The sequence below is a fragment of the Streptomyces sp. SirexAA-E genome (assembly GCF_000177195.2).
Taxonomy (GTDB): domain Bacteria; phylum Actinomycetota; class Actinomycetes; order Streptomycetales; family Streptomycetaceae; genus Streptomyces; species Streptomyces flavovirens.
This window is the reverse complement of record NC_015953.1, coordinates 3,186,265-3,207,023: the sequence shown is the minus strand read 5'-3', so window position 1 is coordinate 3,207,023 and position 20,759 is coordinate 3,186,265. Positions and strand designations below refer to the sequence as shown.

Genomic DNA, 20,759 nt, shown 5'->3' with positions numbered 1-20,759 from the left:
GCCCCGTCCCGCTCACGCGCGGAACCGGAAGGACTGCGTCAGTGATCGCCCTGCGTCTCGAGACGCTTGTAGGAGGCCTCGATCTCGGCCTCGGCCTCGGCGCGGCCGACCCAGTCGGCGCCCTCGACGGACTTGCCCGGCTCCAGGTCCTTGTAGACCTCGAAGAAGTGCTTGATCTCGCTGCGGTCGAACTCCGACACGTCGTGGATGTCCTGCAGGTGCTCCACCCGGGGGTCGGACGCCGGGACGCACAGCAGCTTGTCGTCGCCGCCGGCCTCGTCGGTCATCCGGAACATGCCGATGGCACGGCACTTGACGAGGCATCCGGGGAAGGTCGGCTCGTCCAGGATGACCAGCGCGTCCAGCGGGTCGCCGTCCTCGCCGAGGGTGTTCTCGACGAAGCCGTAGTCGGCCGGGTAGCTGGTCGAGGTGAAGAGTCGACGGTCCAGGCGGATCCGACCGGTCTCGTGGTCCACCTCGTACTTGTTCCGCGAACCCTTCGGGATCTCGATGGTGACGTCGAACTCCACGGGTGGCTCCTCCATGATCAACACATACGACTGGTGGTTAAGTGTCCCTCACGCAGATGAGTGCTCGCGAAAGGGGCTGGTCAACGGTGGCCGAGCCGGTGGAAAGACCGACGAACGAACCGTTGAACAGGTGGGACGAGTGGAAGGACCGGCTGTCTCCCGTCCCGGGGGACAGGTCGAACGACCGGCGGTTCGTCGCAGGCGCCGCGGTGCTGGGCCTGGTCGTCGCCGCCGGTGCCGCCCTGGCCGCCGGTCCCTGGGACTCGGGTCAGCGTAAGGCCGAGCACGACCGGGTGGTCGCGGCGGAGCACTCAGGTGGCGCACATCACCCCGGGAACCCGCCCGGCGCGCCCCGGCCCGCGCCCAGCGCCGCCGCCGTACTCGCCGCTCTGGGCGAGACGTCCGGCCGTACGGACCCGGTGGCCGCGGGCGCCCTGGACACCGTGCTCACCCCTCTGTTGAAGGCGCCGGGACTGGGCACCGTGAGCGCGGCCGCCGTCGTCGACACCGCCACCGGCGAACAGGTCTACGCACACGGCGCCACGACACCCATGACCCCCGCCTCCACGGTGAAGATCGCCACCTCCGTCGCCGCGCTCTCCGCCCTGGGGCCCGACCACCGCATTCCGACCACCGTCCGGGTGTCGAAGGACTCCGGGACGGTGACCCTGGTCGGCGGCGGTGATCCCACCCTCGACCGGTCCGCCCTGCGCGCCCTGGCCACCGACACGGCACGCGCCCTGCGCGACGGCGGTACCGAGAAGGTCCGGCTGACGTACGACACCTCGCGGTACTCCGGGCCCGCCCTGCACCCCATCAGCCCCAACGAGAACATCGCGCCCGTCAGTGCGCTGATGGTCGACGAGGGCCGGCTCGACGGCAGTGACCACGGCCCCGCCCCCCGGACCGCCGATCCCGCGCGGGACGCCGCCCGCGCGTTCGCCGAACTGCTCGGCGACGCCGGGGTCCCCACTCGGTCCGACCCCGCGTCCGGCCGGGCCGGGAGCGGGGCCAGGACGGTCGCCACGCACCTCTCGAAGCCGCTCTCCGCCCTCGTCGAACGGGCCCTGACCAACAGCGACAACGACATCGCCGAGGCCCTCGTACGGCAGACCGCGCTGAAGGCGGGCGAGCCCGCCTCGTTCGCCGGCGGGCGGCGTGCCGTGACGAACCGTCTCAAGGGGCTGGGCGTCCCGGTCACCGGGGCCGACCTCGTCGACGGCAGCGGCCTGAACCGCAAGGACAAGGTGACCGCGGGCCTGCTGACGTCCCTGCTCGCGCTCGCCGCCGACCCGGACCATCCCGAGCTGCGCCCCGTCCTCACCGGTCTGCCGGTCGCCGGTTTCAGCGGCACGCTCGGCGACCGCTACTCCGCCGAGTCCGGGGCCACCGGCCTCGTACGGGCCAAGACGGGCACCCTCACCGGGGTGAACGCCCTGGCCGGTACGGCGGTCGACCCCCGGGGCAGGCTGCTCGCCTTCGCGTTCCTGACCTCGGGCACCACATCCCCCGGGGAGGCCGAGGAGTCCCTGGACGCCTTGGCCACCGCGCTCACCCGGGGAGCCCGGTAGGCGGCCGACACCTCACCGCAGGGCGGCCGCCTCACGTACCGTTGACGCATGACGCGCATCGGTGGTGCCGAGATGGTCGACTGGAATCTGGCGGTCGCGACCGCTACCCGGTTCGTACGCCCGGGTCCCGAGATCAGCCGTGAGGAGGCCCGCGCCGTCGTCGCGGAGCTCCGAAGGCATGCGAAGGCCTCGGAGGAGCACGTCCGTTCGTACACCCGGATGATCCCGGAGGGGCACGAACCCGAGGACACCCCCGTCCTGGTCGTCGACCGGGCGGGCTGGATCAAGGCCAACGTCGCTGGCTTCCGCGCGCTGCTGGGGCCCCTGCTGGCGAAGATGCAGGAGCGTCGAGGCAACGGGCCCGGCGGAGCGGTGCTCGGCGCGGTCGGCGGCAAGGTGACCGGTGTCGAGCTGGGCATGCTGCTGTCGTTCCTGTCCTCCCGGGTCCTCGGGCAGTACGAGACCTTCGCACCCGCCACCCGGGACCTCCCCGCCTCCGCCGACGGAGGGGGCAGGCTGCTCCTCGTGGCCCCCAACATCGTCCACGTCGAGCGCGAACTGGACGTGGACCCGCACGACTTCCGGCTCTGGGTGGCGCTGCACGAGGAGACCCACCGCACCCAGTTCACCGGGGTGCCCTGGCTCCGCGACCACCTTCAGGGCGAGATCCAGTCGTTCCTCGACGAGACCGACGTCGACCCGATGACCCTCCTGGAACGCCTCCGCGAGGCCGTCCAGACCTTCGCGGGCGGCAGCCGACCGGAGGGTGAGCGCGGGGAGGACGGCGACGAGGGCGGGCGCAGTCTCGTCGAGATCGTCCAGACCCCCGCCCAGCGCGAGGTCCTGGGGCGCCTCACCGCCGTGATGTCGCTGCTCGAGGGCCACGCGGACTTCGTGATGGACGGGGTGGGGCCCGAGGTGGTGGGCTCCGTCGCCGAGATCAGGGAGAAGTTCCAGCAGCGCAGGGCCCGCGGCGCGAGCCGGCTGGACCTGGCCCTGCGCAAGCTCCTGGGGCTCGACGCCAAGCTCCGGCAGTACCGCGACGGCGAGAAGTTCGTGCGGGCCGTCGTCGACGAGGTCGGCATGGACGGCTTCAACCGGGTGTGGACCTCGCCCAACACCCTGCCCACGAAGGCCGAGATCTCGGCGCCGACGGACTGGGTGGCGCGGGTGCACCGTAAGACCGACCAGTGACCAAGGCCCGCCCGGTGGCAGAAGATTGCCCCTCCAATCACCCATCCGAGGGACCATAGGGGCATGGGAAGGCGTGCAATGCTCGGTGGACAGCTTGGCTCTGTCACCATCGACGCACTCTGAGTGACGGGACGCTCCCGTCCCAGCACTCCGAGGCGCCCCCCCGAAACTCCACCGAAGGGCACCGGACATGGGTCCCCATCCTGCGGTCGCGGCGATACGCCTGGCGGTCCGCCGCGTACTCCACGACGTCGTCACCGAACACAACCGCCACATCGAGCAGGCGGGCCGCGCCGAGTTCGCCCAAGCCGGGGCCTGTGCGGCCGGCCGCAGCGGTGCGCTCCCCGAACGCCCCGATACCCCGCTGGTGCTCGTCGCATGCTCCGGCGGCGCCGATTCGATGGCGCTCGCCTCCGCCCTCGCCTTCGAGTCGCGCAAGCTGCCCGTCCGCGCCGGCGGCATCACCGTCGACCACAACCTCCAGCCCGGCTCCGGCCTCCGCGCCGCCGAGGTCGTCGCCCGCCTCACCGAGATGCGCCTCGATCCGGTCGAGGCCGTCGCCGTCCACGTCGGCCGCGACGGCGGACCCGAGGCCGCCGCCCGCGACGCCCGCTACGCCGCGCTGGACGACGCCGCCGAGCGCCACGGGGCGGCCGCCGTCCTCCTCGGCCACACCCGCGACGACCAGGCCGAGACCGTCCTGCTGGGCCTCGCCCGCGGCTCCGGGATCCGCTCACTGTCCGGGATGGCCTCCGCCTCCGGCCCCGCCGGCCGCTACCGCCGCCCCTTCCTCCAGCTGGACCGGCAGACCGCCCGCAAGGCCTGCATGGTCCAGTCGCTCCCCGTCTGGGACGACCCCCACAACATCGACCCCGCCTACACCCGCTCCCGGCTGCGCCACGAGGGCCTGCCCGCCCTGGAGAAGGCGCTGGGCAAAGGCGTCGTGGAAGCCCTGGCGCGCACGGCGCAGCTCTCCCGGGACGACGCGGACGCCCTGGACACCTGGGCCGCCGAGGCCGCACGCTCGGTGCGCGACGACGACGGACGGCTGGAGTGCGCGGGACTCGCGATCCTGCCGCCCGCGGTACGCCGCCGGGTGGTGCGCCGGGCCGTGATCGACGCCGGGTCTCCCGCGGGTTCGCTCTTCGCCCGGCACATCGAGGAAGTGGACCGGCTCATCACCGGCTGGCGCGGTCAAGGGGCCATCAACCTGCCCGGCCGCGTCGAGGTACGACGGCAGGGTGGCAGACTGGTCATTCGGCAGAGCTGAGGCGCAAGCGGCCAAGGCGCAGGCGAGACGGCCGGTCCGGCCCGGGAGCTCCCGGGCCCGGCAGGCACAGAAAGAGACGCGGGTGAACGAGAAGGACATGGGCACCGACCTCCAGTCGGTGCTCCTCACCAAGGAAGAGATCGACGCGAAGCTCGTCGAACTGGCCGCCGAGATCGACACGGAGTACGCGGGCAAGGATCTGCTCATCGTCGGCGTGCTCAAGGGCGCGGTGATGGTCATGGCGGATCTGGCACGCGCCCTGTCCACCCCCGTCACCATGGACTGGATGGCCGTCTCCTCGTACGGTGCGGGCACCCAGTCCTCGGGCGTCGTCCGGATCCTCAAGGACCTCGACACCGACATCAAGGGCAAGCACGTCCTCATCGTCGAGGACATCATCGACTCCGGGCTGACGCTGTCCTGGCTGCTGACCAACCTGGGCTCGCGCGAACCGGCGAGCCTGGAGGTCTGCACCCTGCTGCGCAAGCCGGACGCGGCGAAGGTCGCCATCGACGTGAAGTGGGTCGGGTTCGACATCCCCAACGAGTTCGTCGTCGGCTACGGCCTGGACTACGCGGAGAAGTACCGCAACCTCCCCTTCGTCGGCACGCTCGCCCCGCACGTCTACGGCGGCTGACCTCTGCGCCCGCGGAGCCCGGGCCGTCCGGGCGGAAGCCGCCCGGACGCCGGGGAACCCTCGCGGCCTTCCCGCCGTTGGAGCCTTCGAAGGCGGGTTTGTCAGACGTCCCCTGCGGTCTCGGGTGACAATGCTGAGGTACCGTCCGAAGAACAATCTTTTCTCACAGCAGCATTTACCTACGGGCAGGAGGGACGGGGCGACTTCGCTCCGTATGGATGGACGTGAAGCGATACTTCCGTGGGCCGGTCATGTGGATCGTGCTGGCCGTCCTCGCCGTGGTCGTGTTGATGCAGGTCGTCGGCTCGTCGGGCGGCTACAAGACGGTGGACACCGGCAAGGTGATCCAGGCGATCAGCAAGAACCAGGTGGAGCAGGCCAAGCTGACCACCGGTGACGAACAGATCATCAAGATCGAGCTGAAGAACAAGGAAAAGCTCAACGGCGAGGACGGCAGCAAGTTCCAGGCGAGCTACATCGGCAACCAGGGTGTCGAGCTCGCCGACACGCTGCAGCAGAAGTTCGAGAGCGGTGACATCGAGAAGGGTTACACCGTCTCGCCGTCGAAGCAGTCGCCGTTCGTCTCGATCCTGCTGTCGCTGCTGCCCTTCGTCCTGATCGTGGTCGTCTTCCTGTTCCTGATGAATCAGATGCAGGGTGGCGGCTCCAAGGTCATGCAGTTCGGCAAGTCCAAGGCCAAGCTGATCACCAAGGACACCCCGAAGACGACCTTCGCCGACGTGGCGGGGTCCGACGAGGCGGTCGAGGAGCTCCACGAGATCAAGGAGTTCCTCCAGGAGCCGGCGAAGTTCCAGGCCGTGGGAGCCAAGATCCCCAAGGGCGTCCTGCTCTACGGCCCGCCCGGTACGGGTAAGACGCTGCTCGCCCGCGCCGTCGCGGGTGAGGCGGGCGTGCCGTTCTACTCGATCTCCGGTTCCGACTTCGTCGAGATGTTCGTCGGTGTGGGTGCCTCCCGTGTCCGTGACCTCTTCGAGCAGGCCAAGGCGAACGCCCCGGCCATCGTCTTCGTCGACGAGATCGACGCCGTCGGCCGCCACCGCGGTGCCGGTATGGGCGGCGGTCACGACGAGCGGGAGCAGACGCTCAACCAGCTGCTCGTCGAGATGGACGGCTTCGACGTGAAGGGCGGCGTCATCCTGATCGCCGCCACCAACCGGCCCGACATCCTGGACCCGGCCCTGCTGCGTCCCGGACGTTTCGACCGGCAGATCGCCGTGGACCGCCCGGACATGCAGGGACGCCTCGAGATCCTCAAGGTGCACCAGAAGGGCAAGCCGGTCGCGCCCGACGTCGACCTCAACGCGGTCGCCCGTCGTACGCCTGGCTTCACCGGTGCCGACCTGTCGAACGTGCTGAACGAAGCGGCGCTCCTGACGGCGCGCAGCAACAAGAAGCTCATCGACAACAACATGCTCGACGAGGCCATCGACCGCGTCGTGGCGGGGCCGCAGAAGCGGACCCGGATCATGTCCGAGAAGGAGAAGAAGATCACCGCGTACCACGAGGGCGGACACGCCCTGGTCGCGGCGGCTTCCCCCCAGTCGGACCCGGTCCACAAGATCACGATCCTCTCCCGCGGCCGCGCCCTCGGTTACACGATGGTGCTCCCGGAGGAGGACAAGTACTCCACGACGCGCAACGAGATGCTCGACCAGCTGGCATACATGCTGGGCGGGCGCGCGGCCGAGGAGCTGGTCTTCCACGACCCGACGACCGGTGCCGCCAACGACATCGAGAAGGCCACCGCCACGGCCCGCGCGATGGTCACGCAGTACGGCATGACCGAGCGTCTCGGTGCGATCAAGTTCGGCGGCGACAACACCGAGCCCTTCGTCGGCCGGGAGATGGGCCACCAGCGCGACTACTCGGAAGAGGTCGCGGCGCTCGTCGACGAAGAGGTCAAGAAGCTCATCGAGACCGCGCACAACGACGCGTGGGAGATCCTCGTCGAGAACCGCGACATCCTCGACGCGCTGGTTCTGGAGCTCCTCGAGAAGGAGACGCTGGGCAAGGAGGAGATCGCCGAGATCTTCGCCCCGATCGTGAAGCGTCCGGCCCGTCCGGCGTGGACCGGTTCGTCCCGGCGCACCCCCTCGACCCGTCCTCCGGTTCTCTCCCCGAAGGAGCTGGCTCTGACCAACGGCGCCACGACCGCCAACGGTTCGACCGGCACGGAGCTCGCCCCGAAGGACATCACTTCGAAGGAGACCGGCTCCACCGCGGAGCCGCACCCCGAGGAGCGTCCCGACAGCTGATCACCGGCCCGGTCCGGTGTGGCACCCGTCACGGGTGCACCACCGGGTCCGGAATGGATGCCGCGCCCCCCAGGTTCTAGCCTGTGGGGGCGCGGCATTTCGGTATGCCTGCGCGCGATGCCTGCCGTTTTCCGTGATGTCCTGGCGGGCCCGCGCATGCGACAGCACAGAGGAACGAGGCACAGATGACCGATCCCGTGACGCTCGACGGGCAGGGCTCGATCGGCGTTTTCGACGAGAAGCGGGCCGAGGCCGCCGTACGGGAGCTCCTCATCGCGGTCGGGGAGGACCCGGACCGTGAGGGGCTGCGGGAGACGCCGGGGCGGGTGGCGCGGGCCTACAAGGAGATATTCGCGGGTCTCCACCAGGAACCCGAGGACGTCCTGACGACGACCTTCGACCTCGGCCACGACGAGATGGTGCTGGTCAAGGACATCGAGGTGTTCAGCACCTGCGAGCACCACCTGGTGCCGTTCCGCGGCGTCGCGCACGTCGGGTACATCCCGGCCACCAGTGGCAAGATCACGGGACTGTCGAAGCTGGCCCGGCTGGTCGATGTCTACGCCCGGCGGCCCCAGGTCCAGGAGCGGCTGACCACGCAGGTCGCCGAGTCATTGATGTCCATCCTGGAGCCGCGCGGGGTCATCGTGGTCGTGGAGTGCGAGCACATGTGCATGTCGATGCGCGGTATCCGCAAGCCCGGGGCGAAGACGCTCACCTCGGCCGTCCGGGGCCAGCTGCGCGACCCTGCCACCCGTGCGGAGGCGATGAGCCTCATCATGGCGCGCTGAACCGGAGCCGCCCGCGCCGCCCGCGCCGAGCGGGCTCGGGGCGGGATGAGCCCGGGTCAGGCGGCGGCGGTGCTGCCGTTGTCGTCGCCGTCCTCGGGGAGCCTGCAGACACGCTCCAGGAAGACGGCGGCGGCGACGACCGCGATGCCGGCCACGACCGCCGCGCCCGAGTAGATCGCCTGGTCCCGCCGGGGCGGGATGTCCAGGTAGCTGAGCATGAAGACGCAGACGCCGCCGTACATCCCCGCCACCAGCGACGCGACGAGCGCGCTCGCCTGGCCGAAGACCACCGCACGGGCGGCCATCAGCGGCTCGACGCCCTTGGCCCCCGGCCTGCGCTCCCGCTGGGCGCGCAGCCGTGACCGTATCGACAGGGCCGTGGCGAGCAGGACGACGGCGATCGCGGCGAGCACGACGGGTGCGGCGAGGGGCACGCTCGGCAGGGTCCCCAGGGAGTCCCAGAGACGGGCGCCCGCCCAGGACAGCACGCCGGCTCCGGCGAGGAGTCCGGCCAGCAGCCCGAGCCGTAGTTGCTTCACCGAGAGTGCCGCCCTTCGCCGTGCCGTGTCGGGTGCCGCCGTGCCGGACGGTGCCCGTGTCGTCAGTACCCGGGTCTCCGCGTACCCGAGTCGTGTGCCCTTGAGCCTAACGACTACTCGGGCAGGCGGAGTTCCAGGTCGGCCCGGGGAAGCACCCCGTCGCTGCCGACGCCGGCCAGCAGGTCGGCGACCGTGCCGGAGCCGGGCAGCTGGGCCTCGGGCTCCACGTCGTGCCAGGGGGCGAGGACGAAGGCGCGCTCGTGGGCGCGCGGGTGCGGAAGGGTCAGCAGCGGGTCGTCGGAGACCACGTCGGCGTACGACACGATGTCGACGTCGAGGGTCCTGGGGCCCCAGCGCTCCTCGCGGACCCGCTCGAAGGCCTCCTCGATGGCCTGGCCGCGTTCCAGCAGGGAGGACGGCGGCAGGGTCGTCTTCACGACGATCACCGCGTTGAAGTACGACGGCTGGGAGCCCGGGTCGACGCCCCAGGGCTCCGTCTCGTACACCGGGGAGACGGCCTTGACCCGCAGCCCGGGGGTGTCCTCCAGGGCGTCGATGGCGCCCTGGAGGGTCTCCAGGCGGTTGCCGAGGTTCGAGCCGAGGGCGATCACGGCCCGTTTGGGGTTCGAGAGGGTGACGTCCGCCGCGTCCACCTGCTCGACGACTGCGGCGGGAACCGGCTGGACGGTCGGGTCGCTCTGCCCCTCGGTGGAAAACGCGGTCATACTCGGCTCCGGGTGATGGTGATGGTCACGTCGTCGAACGGGACGGTGATCGGGGCGTCCGGCTTGTGGACGACGACCTCGACCTCCTCGACGCCTTCGTGCTTGAGGCACTGCTGCGCGATGCGTTCCGCGAGGGTCTCGATCAGGTCGACCGGTTCTCCCTGGACGACGGCGACGACTTCTTCCGCGACCACGCCGTAGTGCACGGTCTTCGTCAGGTCGTCCGCGGCTGCCGCGGGGCGGGTGTCGAGGCCGAGCACCAGGTCCACGATGAAGGTCTGGCCCTCTTCCCGCTCCCTGGGGAAGACACCGTGGTGCCCACGGGCCTTGAGGCCGCGCAGCGCGACACGATCCACGCGAATCACTCCTGCTGTTGTCGTCTCCGGTGACACCCGTCCGCGTGCGGGCGGTGGGGTGCCTTCTTTCGAATCTACCCGCGGGCACCGACAGAACCGACGAGTGGGGGGACGCGGACCGGCCCGGACGGGCCGGTAGGCGCGCATACCCGGTGATCCGGGCCCTCAATCCCCAGGGGCTCGACGGACCGCTCAGGAGGGCGACTCCTCCTCGTCGTCGTCCTCGCCGGACTCGGCAAGGACGGGGGAGCCGTGGTGCGACCAGAGCTTCCAGCCGTCCGGTGTGTGCCGGAACACGTTGGAGGCCACGACGAGCTGGCCGACGAGGGGGCCGAGCGCGTTGCCTTCCTCGGCCGGGCCCCCGCTGAGGATGTTCTCGGTGCAGGTCACCAGCGCGGTGTCACCGGTCATGGCGATCTGGACGTCGGTCAGGAAGAACTGGATGTACTCCGTGTTCGCCATGATCAGCGCATAGCTGCGCAGGACCTCGCCCCGGCCCGAGAGCACCGGCCAGCCGGGGTGGACACAGGAGACCGTCAGGTCCTCCCCAGGCAGCCAGAGAGCCGAGAGGGCGTCGATGTCACCGCGCTCGACGGCCTCGTAGAAGGCGGTGTTGGCGTCCTCGACGGCCCGGATGTCGGCGGCGGCCGCCTCGTGGTCGTCGCGCGGCGCGCTCATGCGGCTCCCTCGACGGCGCGGACGACCCGCACGGCGTCCGCGGTGGCGCGTACCGCGTGGACCCGGACCGCCCACGCCCCGGCGTTCGCCGAGAGGGCGGAGAGCGCGGCGGTCGCCGCGTCGCGTTCGCGGGCCGGGGGAGGGGTGCCGTCCGCACCGGCGAGCACGTGCCCGAGGAACCGTTTGCGGGAGGCGGCGACGAGCAGGGGCCGGCCGAGGGCACGCAGCCGGTCCAGGTGGGCGACCAGGGCGAGGTCCTGGGCGGCGTTCTTGGCGAAGCCGAGACCCGGGTCGATCACCAGGTTCTCCGGGGCCACTCCGCTCCCGACCACGGCGTCCATACGGTCGCGGAGCTCGCCGACCACCTCGGAGACGACGTCTCCGTAGACCGCTCGGCTGTTCATCGACTCGCTGAAACCGCGCCAGTGCATGACGACGAACGGCACATCGGCGGCGGCGACGACCCGGAGCATGTCCGGATCCGCGAGGCCGCCGCTCACGTCGTTGACCAGGGTGGCCCCGGCGGCGACCGCCTGTTCGGCGACCTGGGCGCGCATGGTGTCCACGGAGAGGGTGACACCCTCGGAGGCCAGCCCCCGCACGACGGGGATCACCCGGCGCAGCTCCTCCGAGGCGTCCACCCGGCTGGCACCGGGTCGGGTCGACTCGCCGCCCACGTCGATCAGGTCCGCGCCCTCGGCCACCAGTTCGAGGCCGTGCTTGATCGCCGCCGTGGTGTCGAACCAGTGACCGCCGTCGGAGAAGGAGTCGGGCGTCACATTGACGACACCCATGACCGCGCAGCGGTCCCACTCCGGCAGACCCCGCACCGTGCCCCGTCCTCGCAACGTACTCATGGGGCCAGCCTAGGGCGTGTTCCGGGAGTGGCGCGGTCCGCCCGGAGGGCGGGTCCGGCGGCGTCCGGTGCGTGCGATCGCACGGCGGAGGGCCGCCCCGGTACTGGATGTACCGGGGTGATCCCGACAACGTCGCGAGCGTGCGGGCCAGGCGTCGCCGGGCAGGCGGGACTTTCGGAACACGCCCCAGAGGGGTCAGGCCGCGCGGACTCCCTGCTCGCCCGGATGGTCGGTGCGGTGGCCGCAGGGGCGGGGGTGCCGGGGGCGGAAGGGGCGAGGCGGGACGAGGTTCACGAATCCCTCCGCCTGGAGGGCGGCGAAGCCGATCCGGGGCAGTTCACGGGCCGTACGGAAGACCACGAAACGGGGCTCCCAGCGGGGCCGGAACTTGGCGTTGAACTTGTACAGCGACTCGATCTGGAACCAGCGCGAGAGGAAGATCAGCAGCCCGCGCCAGCAACGCAGCACCGGGCCCGCCCCCAGGCGTTCGCCCCGGGCGAGGGCGGAGCGGAACATGGCGAAGTTCAGTGACACCTGGGCGACCGAGAGCCGGGGGGCGGCCTGCAGGGAGGCGACGATCAGGAGCTCGTTCATCCCGGGGTCGGCCGACCGGTCGCGCCGCATCAGCTCCAGCGAGAGCCCGTCCTCGCCCCAGGGCACGAAGTGGAGCACCGCCTTCAGGTCGCCGTACGGGGACGCGTCGTCGCCCGCTCCGGGCAGATGGGCGGTGGCGACGACGCAGTCGCCGTCGGCCGGGTCGCCGAGCCGGCCGAGCGCCATGGAGAAGCCGCGCTCGGTGTCGGTGCCGCGCCAGTCGGCGGCCGCCCGGCGGATGCGGTCCAGCTCGGTGGGGCCGATGTCGCGGACACGCCGGACGCGGGTCTCGTAGCCGTTACGTTCGATGCGCTTCACCATCTGGCGCACGTTGCGCATCGCGCGTCCGGCGAGGGAGAAATCCGCCACGTCCACCACCGCCTCGTCACCGATCTCCAGCGCGGTCAGGCCCGTCTCGCGGGTCCACACCTCGCCGCCGGTCTCGCTGCAGCCCATCACCGCCGGGGTCCAGGAGTGCGAGCGGGCCTCGTCCATGAAGCGTTCGATGGCACCCGGCCACGCCTCCACGTCACCGATCGGGTCACCGCCGGCGAGCATCACGCCGGACACCACGCGGTAGCAGACCGCGGCCTTGCCGCTGGGCGAGAAGACCACGCTCTTGTCGCGGCGGAGCGCGAAGTACCCCAGGGAGTCGCGGCTGCCGTGCCGCTCCAGCAGGGCCCGCAGCCGACCCTCGTCGTCCTCGTCGAGCCGGGCGGCCGGGTGCTCGGGCCGGAAGGCGAAGTAGACCGTGGTGACGGCCGTCAGCAGGCCGAGGGAGCCCAGTGAGTACGCCACCGTCCACGAGGTCGGCCCGGTGTACTCCACGGGCCCCTCCAGGCCCAGCAGGCCGTACAGCACGTGCTGGAGCCGGTCGGCGATGGAGGGGTCGCCCACGACCCGGCCGGGGTGCACGCTGACGACGACGAGGCCCAGGGCGAGCGACCCGGCGCCGAGGAGGACGAAGTTGGCCAGGGCGCGCCAGCGGCTCCGCGGGTCCGGGAGCGCGGCGAACTCGGCCCGGTGGCGTACCAGCAGGAAGCAGAGCGCGAGGGAGAGCAGCACGCCGAGGACGGAGTGGCGGTAGGCGAACTGCGCCACGGCGCCCGCGGGCAGCAGCACGACGGCGGCCCGCCAGGCCCGCCGCTTGCGCCGCTTGATGCCGTGGGCCAGCAGGAGCAGCAGTACGCCGGAGCTGAGCGACAGCGCCGCGGCGAAGGGCCCGAGCGCGCCCGGGAGCACCTCGGCGAAGGTGTGCATCCGGCTGTGCCGGAAGCGTGGGAAGACCCCGGCGGCGACGTCGATCAGTCCGACGGCCGCGCAGGCGCTTCCGACCAGGGACGGGACCGCGTCGGGCCGGGGCCCGCGGAGGATCCTGCGCCGCAGGCCCTCGGACGGAACCATTCCTGACTTATCCCTATCTACCGTGACAGACATCGCTTCTGTGGCTCCGCGAGAGATCTTGGGTCCGTCGGTCGAAGCCCCACGGACGATGTGCGCCCTTTAGGACGAGGTATTCGCGGAGCGGGTTCATCCGCTGTCCGGAAATTTCGCACACAGAAAGCTCATTCGCACCCATGGGTCTCACCAGTAACGCGGTTCTGGCGGTGGCGGTCTCACTGGCCGTCGGACTGTTCGCCGTCACCATCTGGCTCTGGCCGAGGCTGGCCGCCCGGAGCGCCGCCGCCGTGGCCGGGCGGGTCGGACTGCTGCTGGCGACCCAGCTCCTGGTGTTCGTCTCGGTCGCCCTGCTCGCCAACCACTCCTTCCTCTTCTACGGCTCCTGGGCCGATCTGTGGGGCCGTCAGCAGGAGCTGGGAACCGTCGTCGACCACAGTGCGGCGACGGGCGCGTCCCAGGGCGTGGTGCGCACCGGAGCACTGCGGCCGGACGTCCCGGGCGGCAGCCGGCCGTCGGCGGTGGGCCGGATCGACAAGGTCGCGGTGTCCGGGAGTGTCTCGGGTATCGACAGCCCGGCCTACGTCTATCTGCCCCCGGAGTACTTCCAGCCGGCGTACGCCCGGCGGACGTTCCCCGCGGTCGTCGTGCTCACCGGGTACCCCGGGACGGCCGAGAACCTGATCAAGGGGTTGCGCTACCCGCGTACCGCCCAGGAACGGGTGCGGGCGGGGACTGCACAGCCGATGATCCTGGTGATGCTGCGGCCGACCGTGGCGCCGCCCCGGGACACCGAGTGCGTGGACATCAAGGGCGGCCCGCAGACGGAGACCTTCTTCGCCGAGGACCTGCCGAAGGCGGTCGCCCGCACGTACCGGGTCGGCGACCGGGCCCGGAACTGGGGCGTCATGGGCAACTCCACGGGCGGCTACTGCGCGCTGAAGCTGGGTCTGCACCACCCGGAGCGCTTCGCCGCGAGCGCGGGCCTCTCGGCGTACTACAAGGCCGCCGAGGACCCGACGACCGGCGACCTCTTCCACGGCGACGGTGCGGCCCGCCGCCGCGCCGACCTGCTGTGGAGCCTGGACCACCGGACGCCGGCGGCCTCGTCCTTCCTGGTCACGTCGTCCCTGAAGGGCGAGGGGAACCTACGGGCCACCCGGGACTTCATCGACCGGGTGAAGGCGCCCGCACGGGTGTCCTCGATCGTGCTGGACAGCGGCGGCCACAACTTCAACACCTGGCGGCGTGAGATCCCCGGTGCCCTGGAGTGGATGAGCGGCCGCCTCACGGCGGACTGATCAGGGACCGGCGACCGACGCGACGGTCTCCACCGCGACCCCGGCGCGCGGCACGTCCTGGGCGTCCGCGTCGATCGAGCGGCGCAGGGCCTCGTGGAGGCGGGCCGGGGTGAGGACGCCGAGGAAGCGGCCGTTGCTCTCCCGGTCGACGACCGCGATCCAGCCGGCGTCGTGCTGGAGCATCGTGGCGAAGGCCTGCTTGAGCGGGGCACCGAGCGGAAGCCACGCCTCCATGCGCCGGGCGTGCTCGCGGACCGTGCCGCCGGTCTTCGCCGGTGAGGCGTCCTGGGCCGGGATCCAGCCGTGCAGTTGGTCCTCGCCGTCGAGCACGACCGCCCAGCGAGCCCCCTGGGCGCGCAGCCGCTCGGTCGCCTTCGCCAGCGGATCGTCGAGGTGGACGACGGGCGGCCGGTCCAGGTCGCTCTCCTCCACGGGCGTGACCGAGAGCCGCTTCAGACCGCGGTCCGCCCCGACGAAGTCCGCGACGTAGGGCGTCGCGGGCGCCCCGAGCACGGTGGCGGGCGGGTCGAACTGCTCGATACGGCCCTGCCCGTACACGGCGATCCGGTCACCGAGGCGGACGGCCTCCTCGATGTCGTGCGTGACGAACAGCACGGTCTTGCGGACCCGCGCCTGGAGCCGGAGGAACTCGTTCTGCAGTCTCTCCCGCACGACGGGGTCGACCGCTCCGAAGGGCTCGTCCATCAGCAGGACCGGCGGGTCGGCGGCCAGCGCCCGTGCCACGCCCACCCGCTGGCGCTGACCGCCGGAGAGCTGCTCGGGGTAACGGTCGCCGTACACGGACGGATCCAGCCCGACCAGATCGAGGAGTTCGGCGGCGCGCTCACGTCCCTTTCCCCGCTTCCAGCCGAGGAGATGGGGGACGGTCGCGGTGTTCTCCAGCACGGTCTTGTGCGGAAAGAGACCGACCTGCTGGATCACATAGCCGATACGGCGGCGGAGTTGCACGGGGTCGATGGCGGATATGTCGTCCCCGTCGAGGAATATCCGGCCGTCGGTCGGTTCGATCAGCCGGTTCACCATCTTCATGGTGGTCGTCTTCCCGCACCCGGAAGGTCCGACGAGCGTGACCAGCTCCCCCTCCGCGACCTCGAAGGAAAGGTCGTCGACGGCGGTGGTGCCGTCCGCGTAGCGCTTGGTGACATGCTCGAAACGGATCATGGTTCCCCATTGTGACGCGGACGGTGTGAAGGACATGTTGCCGGAATACGAAAGCCTCGGCGATTGTCAGTGCTCGGGGATAGGGTCGCCCGTGATCGGATCGACGAGGGCGACACGGGAGGTGGGGGACGTATGGCCGAGCAGAACTGCCTGGTGGCGAACGACTGGATCTGCGGGGAGTATCTGCGCTCCCGCAGTCACGAGTTGACCGACGCCGTCGTCCAGCACATCTGGATCACCGCGATCTCGGTGGTGATCGGACTCCTGGTGGCATTTCCGCTGGCCCTGCTCGCCCGTCGCGGCCGGCATTTCGCGGGACCGGTGCTGGGGCTGACCACCGTGCTCTACACCGTGCCGTCGCTGGCGATGTTCTCGCTGCTCCTGCCGCTTTTCGGGCTCTCCGCCGCGCTGGTCGTCACAGGCCTGGTCCTGTATTCGCTGACCATTCTCGTGCGGAACATCCTGGCGGGCCTCGAAGCCGTTCCGCAGGAGGCGCGGGAAGCCGCCAAGGGCATGGGATACGGACCGGCCCGCCTCCTCTGGGAAGTGGAACTCCCGCTCGCCCTGCCCGCGTTGATGGCCGGCCTGCGCATCGCCACGGTGTCGACCGTCGCGCTGACCACGGTGGGCTCCCTCGTCGGCAAGGGCGGCCTGGGCAATCTCATCGAGGACGCGCTGCCCAGCTTCTTCAAGGCGCAGGTCCTCACCGCCTCCGTGCTCTGTGTGCTGCTCGCGGTGGTCGCCGACCTGTTGCTGCTCGGTGTGCAGCGCCTGCTCACACCGTGGACCCGGATATCGGGGCGCCCGGCCCCGGCGGCGAAGGCGGGCTGATCCATGGGAGTCGTCGAGGGAGCCTGGACCTGGCTGACCACCGGTGCCAACTGGGCCGGGGAGAACGGCGCCACGCACCGGCTGGGTGAGCACCTGTACGTCAGCGGGGTCGCCCTCCTGGTGGCCTCTGCCCTCGCCCTGCCGGTCGCCCTGTACCTGGGGCACATAGGCAAGGGCGGCGCGCTCGCGGTCAACCTCTCGAACGTGGGCCGGGCGGTGCCGGTCTTCGCCGTGCTGGCCCTGTTCATGGTGACGCCGTTGCGCAACTCCGGCTACCTGCCCACCGTCATCGCACTGGTGCTGTTCGCGGTGCCGCCGCTGCTGACCAACGCCTACGTCGGTATGCGGCAGGTGGACCGGTCGGTGATCGAGGCCGCACGGGGTATGGGTATGTCCGGCGGGCAGCTCTTCCTGCGGGTCGAGCTTCCGCTCGCCTACCCGATGATCATGACCGGGCTGCGGTCCGCGGCGGTGCAGGTGGTGGCCACCGCGTCGATCGCGGCCATGGTGGGCCTCGGCGGCCTCGGCCGGATCATCACCGCCGGCTTCAACACGTACGACACGGCCCAGGTATTCGCCGGTGCCGTGCTGGTCGCCCTGCTGGCCCTGGTCGTGGAGGGCGCCCTCGTGGCGCTGGACCGGCTGCTGTCACCCCTGCGTCGCCGCAGGACCGCATGACCACGGCCCTCCGGGCCGTGCCGACCTCTTTTTCTTTCCGCGGACGGAGAACAACATCATGAGCAGGACCTCGCGCACAGCCGGTGCGCTCGTCACGGCGGCCGTGCTGGCCGGGTCGCTCGCGGCCTGCGGCGGCGACAGCCTGGAGCAGGGCAAGGGCGGCGGCTCCGACGGCGGCTCGGGCGGGGACGCGAAGAAGGGTTCGCTCGTCGTGGGCGCCGCCGCCTTCACCGAGTCCAAGGTGCTCGCGGAGCTGTACGCACGGGTCCTGGGTGACGCCGGGTACAGCACCTCGGTCACCACGGTGAAGAACCGCGAACTCTACGAACCGTCCCTGGAGAAGGGCGAGATCGACGTCGTCCCGGAATACGCGGCGACCATCGCGGAATTCCTCAACGCCAAGGTCAACGGCGCCGCCGAGGCCGAGAAGAAGCCGGTCGCCTCCGGAGACACGGCGGCCACCGTCGCCGCTCTGGAGAAGCTCGCCACCCCGCTCGGGCTGAAGGTGCTCCCGGCGGGCAAGGCCGTCGACCAGAACGCCTTCGCGGTCTCGAAGGAATTCGCCGAGAAGAACAAGCTCCGGACCCTTTCCGATCTCGGCCGTTCGAAGATCGCCGTGAAGATCGCGGCCGGTGACGAGTGCGAGATACGCCCGTTCTGCGCGCCCGGACTGAAGAAGACGTACGGCATCGACGTCGCCGGCATCGACCCCAAGGGAGTGGGTACTCCGCAGTCCAAGCAGGCGGTGAAGGACGGCACGGACCAGTTGGTCCTGACGACCACCACGGACGCGGTGCTGGACGGGCTGGTCTTCCTGGAGGACGACAAGAAGCTGCAGAACGCGGACAACGTCCTGCCGGTGCTCAATGCGAAGGACGCGGGTGCTCAGGAGATCGCCGACGCGCTCGGGAAGCTCAGCGACACACTCACCACCGAGGACCTCGCGGAACTGAACCGCAAGGTCGACGCGGAGCGTGCCAAGCCGGCCGACGCGGCCGAGGAGTATCTGCTCTCGAAGGGGCTGATCAAGAAGTAAAGGACGGTGTGAAGGGGGCCGGCAGGTAACCGGCGGGGAACAGATTGCCGGGCGGCCTCCCAAGTGGCGCGTATGCACGGTAAATTTCGAGCCATGCCACGAGGACGTCACCGCCATTCGCCGCCCCTTCACAGAATCCTGCCGCCTTCCGTGGTGGCCGGAGTGTCGGTCGTCTGCGCCGCCGCGGCCTGGCTTCCCGCGGAACCCCTGGTTCTGCGCGGGCTGGTGGCCGCCGCGGCCGCCGCCGCAGTGACCGGTGCCTGTCTGATGCGCAGTTGGGACCGGGAGGCGGGGACGCGGGTCGCGGAGCTGACCCGTGCACGGGCCAGCGACGAGTGGAAGACCGAGGAGCGGATAGCCGAGCTCGAGTCCGACCTCGAGGAATCACGCGAACTGCGCACCCGGCTGGAGACGAAACTGCGCCGCAAGCGGGTGGAGCTCGCCGGTCTGCGCGGCGAACACGCCGCCCTGCTGCGCCGGTACGCCAACGCGGAGACCGAGCGGGCCAGCGCCCTGGAGGGCCGCCGGCAGCTCGCCATCGAGGCCTCCGCGCCCCGGGAGCTGCCCGCCGCGCGGTCCACGCCCACCCCGGCCGCGTATCTGAGGGCCGCTCAGGCGCTGTCGGACCTGACGCGCAACGCGGCGCTCCAGGAGGCGCGGCGCACCGCCGAGTCGGCCAGGCGGCGCGATCTGGCCGAGCGCGTCGCGGAGCGGGACACGGAGGGCGAAGGCGCCAAGGGGAAGCACGCGGCGGTCGCCGGAGCGGAGGACCAGCAGCACCGCCGCCCGCCCGCAGCCCTCCCCGCGTCCCGGCCCGCACCGGTGCCGGCGCCCCGCGCCGTGCCCGCCGCCTCGGCCGTCGTCCCGTACGCCGCGCGCCGTCACCTGGTGCCGCAGGGCAGCTTCGACTTCTTCGGTACGCAGAAGTCGGACGCCACCGCGATCGAGTCCGTGCAGAACGAGGACCTCGCGGACGTGGTGGGCGAGGAGGCGCTGGCCGCGCACCGCACGGGCACGGCGGAGAACCGGGCCGTCGGGAAGGTCATCGACCTGACCGCACACGACGAGACCGAGCAGCTGGACGTCGCCCCGCTGCGCAGCGCCGTCTCCTCGTAGCCCGGTCCGGGGCGCCGGGTCACCGGCGCCCCGGCGGCTACTTGTCGATGTCGCCGACGACGAAGAAGAGCGAACCCAGGATCGCGACCATGTCGGCCACGAGCGTGCCCGGCAGCAGCTCGGTGAGCGCCTGGATGTTGTTGTACGACGCGGACCGCAGCTTCAGCCGGTACGGGGTCTTCTCGCCCGTGGAGACCAGGTAGTAGCCGTTGATGCCGAGCGGGTTCTCGGTCCACGCGTAGGTGTGGCCCTCCGGGGCCTTCAGCACCTTCGGCAGCCGCTGGTTGATGGGGCCGGGCGCCAGGTCGGCCATCCGGTCCAGGCAGGCGTCCGCCAGGTCCAGCGCGTTGTGCGTCTGCTCCAGCAGGCACTCGAAGCGCGCCAGGCAGTCGCCCTCGCTCCGGGTGACGACCTTCAGGGTGTCCGCCAGCTCCCCGTACGCCAGGTACGGCTCGTCGCGCCGCAGGTCGAAGTCGACCCCCGAGGCGCGGGCGATCGGACCGGACACCCCGTAGCCGTGCACGGCCTCGGCGGACAGGACACCGACGCCCCGGGTACGTCCCCGGAAGATCTCGTTGCCGAGGACCAGCCGGTCGTACACGTCCATCCGGGAGCGCACCGACGCGACGGCGTCCCGGGCCCGGCCGAGCCAGCCCGCGGGCAGGTCCTCCTTCAGGCCGCCGACCCGGTTGAACATGTAGTGCATCCGGCCGCCGGAGACCTCCTCCATCACGGCCTGGAGCTCCTCACGCTCCCGGAAGGCGTGGAACATCGGCGTGATCCCGCCGAGTTCGAGCGGATAGGAGCCGAGGAACATCAGGTGGTTCAGGACCCGGTTCAGCTCGGCCAGCAGCGTCCGCGTCCAGACGGCGCGCTCCGGGACCTCCATGCCGAGCATCCGCTCGACGGCCATGACGACCCCGAGCTCGTTGGAGAAGGCCGACAGCCAGTCGTGGCGGTTGGCGAGCATGATGATCTGCCGGTAGTCCCGGGCCTCGAAGAGCTTCTCCGCACCCCGGTGCATGTACCCGATGACCGGCTCGGCCTGCTGGACGCGCTCCCCGTCGAGCACGAGCCGCAGCCGGAGCACCCCGTGCGTGGAGGGGTGCTGCGGACCGATGTTGAGCACCATGTCGGTGCTCTCTGCCGCGCCGCCGATGCCGACCGTCGTCTCCGTCATGCCCGACAGTATCCCTCCT

20 protein-coding genes are annotated in these 20,759 nt (G+C 71.0%); 11 read left to right on the top strand and 9 right to left on the bottom strand.

All coding sequences use genetic code 11. The annotated features are described in order from the left end of the window. Window positions 1-38: 38 nt before the first annotated feature. Window positions 39-530, bottom strand: coding sequence for an inorganic diphosphatase (locus tag SACTE_RS14160; RefSeq protein ID WP_014046715.1), 492 nt, complete (start codon window positions 528-530; stop codon window positions 39-41). Window positions 531-616: 86 nt separating this feature from the next. Between SACTE_RS14160 and dacB the strand changes: the two genes are divergently transcribed. The 6 genes from dacB (at window position 617) to folE (ending at window position 8,269) form a co-directional block, all read left to right on the top strand. Then, window positions 617-2,101, top strand: a complete 1,485-nt coding sequence (gene dacB / locus SACTE_RS14155) for a D-alanyl-D-alanine carboxypeptidase/D-alanyl-D-alanine-endopeptidase (protein ID WP_026359245.1) — start codon at window positions 617-619, stop codon at window positions 2,099-2,101. 48 nt (window positions 2,102-2,149) lie between these two features. Further along, window positions 2,150-3,295, top strand: coding sequence for a zinc-dependent metalloprotease (locus tag SACTE_RS14150; protein ID WP_014046713.1), 1,146 nt, complete (start codon window positions 2,150-2,152; stop codon window positions 3,293-3,295). A 190-nt stretch (window positions 3,296-3,485) separates the two neighbouring features. Next, on the top strand, window positions 3,486-4,565 hold the full coding sequence (gene tilS / locus SACTE_RS14145) for a tRNA lysidine(34) synthetase TilS (RefSeq protein WP_014046712.1): 1,080 nt from the start codon (window positions 3,486-3,488) through the stop codon (window positions 4,563-4,565). A 97-nt stretch (window positions 4,566-4,662) separates the two neighbouring features. Next, the gene (gene hpt / locus SACTE_RS14140) at window positions 4,663-5,202 is read left to right on the top strand and encodes a hypoxanthine phosphoribosyltransferase (RefSeq protein WP_014046711.1); all 540 of its coding nucleotides are present in this window, start codon (window positions 4,663-4,665) and stop codon (window positions 5,200-5,202) included. Window positions 5,203-5,420: 218 nt separating this feature from the next. Further along, window positions 5,421-7,478, top strand: coding sequence for an ATP-dependent zinc metalloprotease FtsH (ftsH, locus tag SACTE_RS14135; protein WP_014046710.1), 2,058 nt, complete (start codon window positions 5,421-5,423; stop codon window positions 7,476-7,478). Window positions 7,479-7,663: 185 nt separating this feature from the next. Beyond that, a complete protein-coding gene (gene folE / locus SACTE_RS14130; protein ID WP_014046709.1) occupies window positions 7,664-8,269 on the top strand; it encodes a GTP cyclohydrolase I FolE in 606 nt (201 codons plus the stop codon). A gap of 56 nt (window positions 8,270-8,325) precedes the next feature. On the opposite strand, the gene SACTE_RS14125 is transcribed toward folE, so the two are convergent. From SACTE_RS14125 to SACTE_RS14100, 6 genes are all read right to left on the bottom strand, one after another. After that, complete coding sequence (locus SACTE_RS14125) at window positions 8,326-8,808, bottom strand: DUF3180 domain-containing protein (RefSeq protein ID WP_014046708.1); 483 nt, start codon at window positions 8,806-8,808, stop codon at window positions 8,326-8,328. Between the two features lie 113 nt (window positions 8,809-8,921). After that, window positions 8,922-9,533 carry a 2-amino-4-hydroxy-6-hydroxymethyldihydropteridine diphosphokinase gene (gene folK / locus SACTE_RS14120; RefSeq protein WP_014046707.1) on the bottom strand — a complete coding sequence of 204 codons (612 nt, stop codon included), beginning with the start codon at window positions 9,531-9,533 and terminating at the stop codon, window positions 8,922-8,924. Next, window positions 9,530-9,889 carry a dihydroneopterin aldolase gene (gene folB, locus SACTE_RS14115; RefSeq protein WP_014046706.1) on the bottom strand — a complete coding sequence of 120 codons (360 nt, stop codon included), beginning with the start codon at window positions 9,887-9,889 and terminating at the stop codon, window positions 9,530-9,532. Before folB ends, folK begins: the two co-directional genes overlap by 4 nt. Before the next feature lie 192 nt (window positions 9,890-10,081). Then, window positions 10,082-10,567 (bottom strand): nuclear transport factor 2 family protein, encoded by a 486-nt coding sequence (locus tag SACTE_RS14110; protein WP_014046705.1) that lies wholly within the window; start codon window positions 10,565-10,567, stop codon window positions 10,082-10,084. Further along, the gene (folP, locus tag SACTE_RS14105; RefSeq protein ID WP_026359246.1) at window positions 10,564-11,361 is read right to left on the bottom strand and encodes a dihydropteroate synthase; all 798 of its coding nucleotides are present in this window, start codon (window positions 11,359-11,361) and stop codon (window positions 10,564-10,566) included. Before folP ends, SACTE_RS14110 begins: the two co-directional genes overlap by 4 nt. A 258-nt stretch (window positions 11,362-11,619) precedes the next feature. After that, the gene (locus SACTE_RS14100; protein WP_014046703.1) at window positions 11,620-13,422 is read right to left on the bottom strand and encodes a phosphatidylglycerol lysyltransferase domain-containing protein; all 1,803 of its coding nucleotides are present in this window, start codon (window positions 13,420-13,422) and stop codon (window positions 11,620-11,622) included. A gap of 173 nt (window positions 13,423-13,595) precedes the next feature. Here SACTE_RS14100 and SACTE_RS14095 point away from each other — a divergent pair, with 173 nt between their 5' ends. Next, window positions 13,596-14,717, top strand: a complete 1,122-nt coding sequence (locus tag SACTE_RS14095) for an alpha/beta hydrolase-fold protein (protein WP_014046702.1) — start codon at window positions 13,596-13,598, stop codon at window positions 14,715-14,717. Here the strand turns inward: SACTE_RS14095 and SACTE_RS14090 are convergent, their stop codons facing one another. After that, window positions 14,718-15,899: a betaine/proline/choline family ABC transporter ATP-binding protein gene (locus SACTE_RS14090; RefSeq protein WP_014046701.1), complete on the bottom strand. Its 1,182-nt coding sequence runs from the start codon at window positions 15,897-15,899 to the stop codon at window positions 14,718-14,720. 132 nt (window positions 15,900-16,031) lie between these two features. On the opposite strand from SACTE_RS14090, the gene SACTE_RS14085 reads away from it, so the two are divergent. The 4 genes from SACTE_RS14085 (at window position 16,032) to SACTE_RS14070 (ending at window position 19,560) form a co-directional block, all read left to right on the top strand. Then, window positions 16,032-16,730, top strand: a complete 699-nt coding sequence (locus SACTE_RS14085; protein WP_014046700.1) for an ABC transporter permease — start codon at window positions 16,032-16,034, stop codon at window positions 16,728-16,730. A gap of 3 nt (window positions 16,731-16,733) precedes the next feature. Next, a complete protein-coding gene (locus SACTE_RS14080; RefSeq protein ID WP_014046699.1) occupies window positions 16,734-17,408 on the top strand; it encodes an ABC transporter permease in 675 nt (224 codons plus the stop codon). A 58-nt stretch (window positions 17,409-17,466) separates the two neighbouring features. Beyond that, window positions 17,467-18,444 carry an ABC transporter substrate-binding protein gene (locus tag SACTE_RS14075; protein ID WP_014046698.1) on the top strand — a complete coding sequence of 326 codons (978 nt, stop codon included), beginning with the start codon at window positions 17,467-17,469 and terminating at the stop codon, window positions 18,442-18,444. A gap of 93 nt (window positions 18,445-18,537) precedes the next feature. Further along, on the top strand, window positions 18,538-19,560 hold the full coding sequence (locus SACTE_RS14070) for a hypothetical protein (protein ID WP_014046697.1): 1,023 nt from the start codon (window positions 18,538-18,540) through the stop codon (window positions 19,558-19,560). Window positions 19,561-19,597: 37 nt separating this feature from the next. Here SACTE_RS14070 and SACTE_RS14065 read toward each other — a convergent pair whose 3' ends face one another. Beyond that, entirely contained in the window at window positions 19,598-20,740 is a 1,143-nt protein-coding gene (locus SACTE_RS14065) for an NADH-quinone oxidoreductase subunit D (RefSeq protein WP_014046696.1), read from the bottom strand. Window positions 20,741-20,759 lie beyond the last annotated feature (19 nt).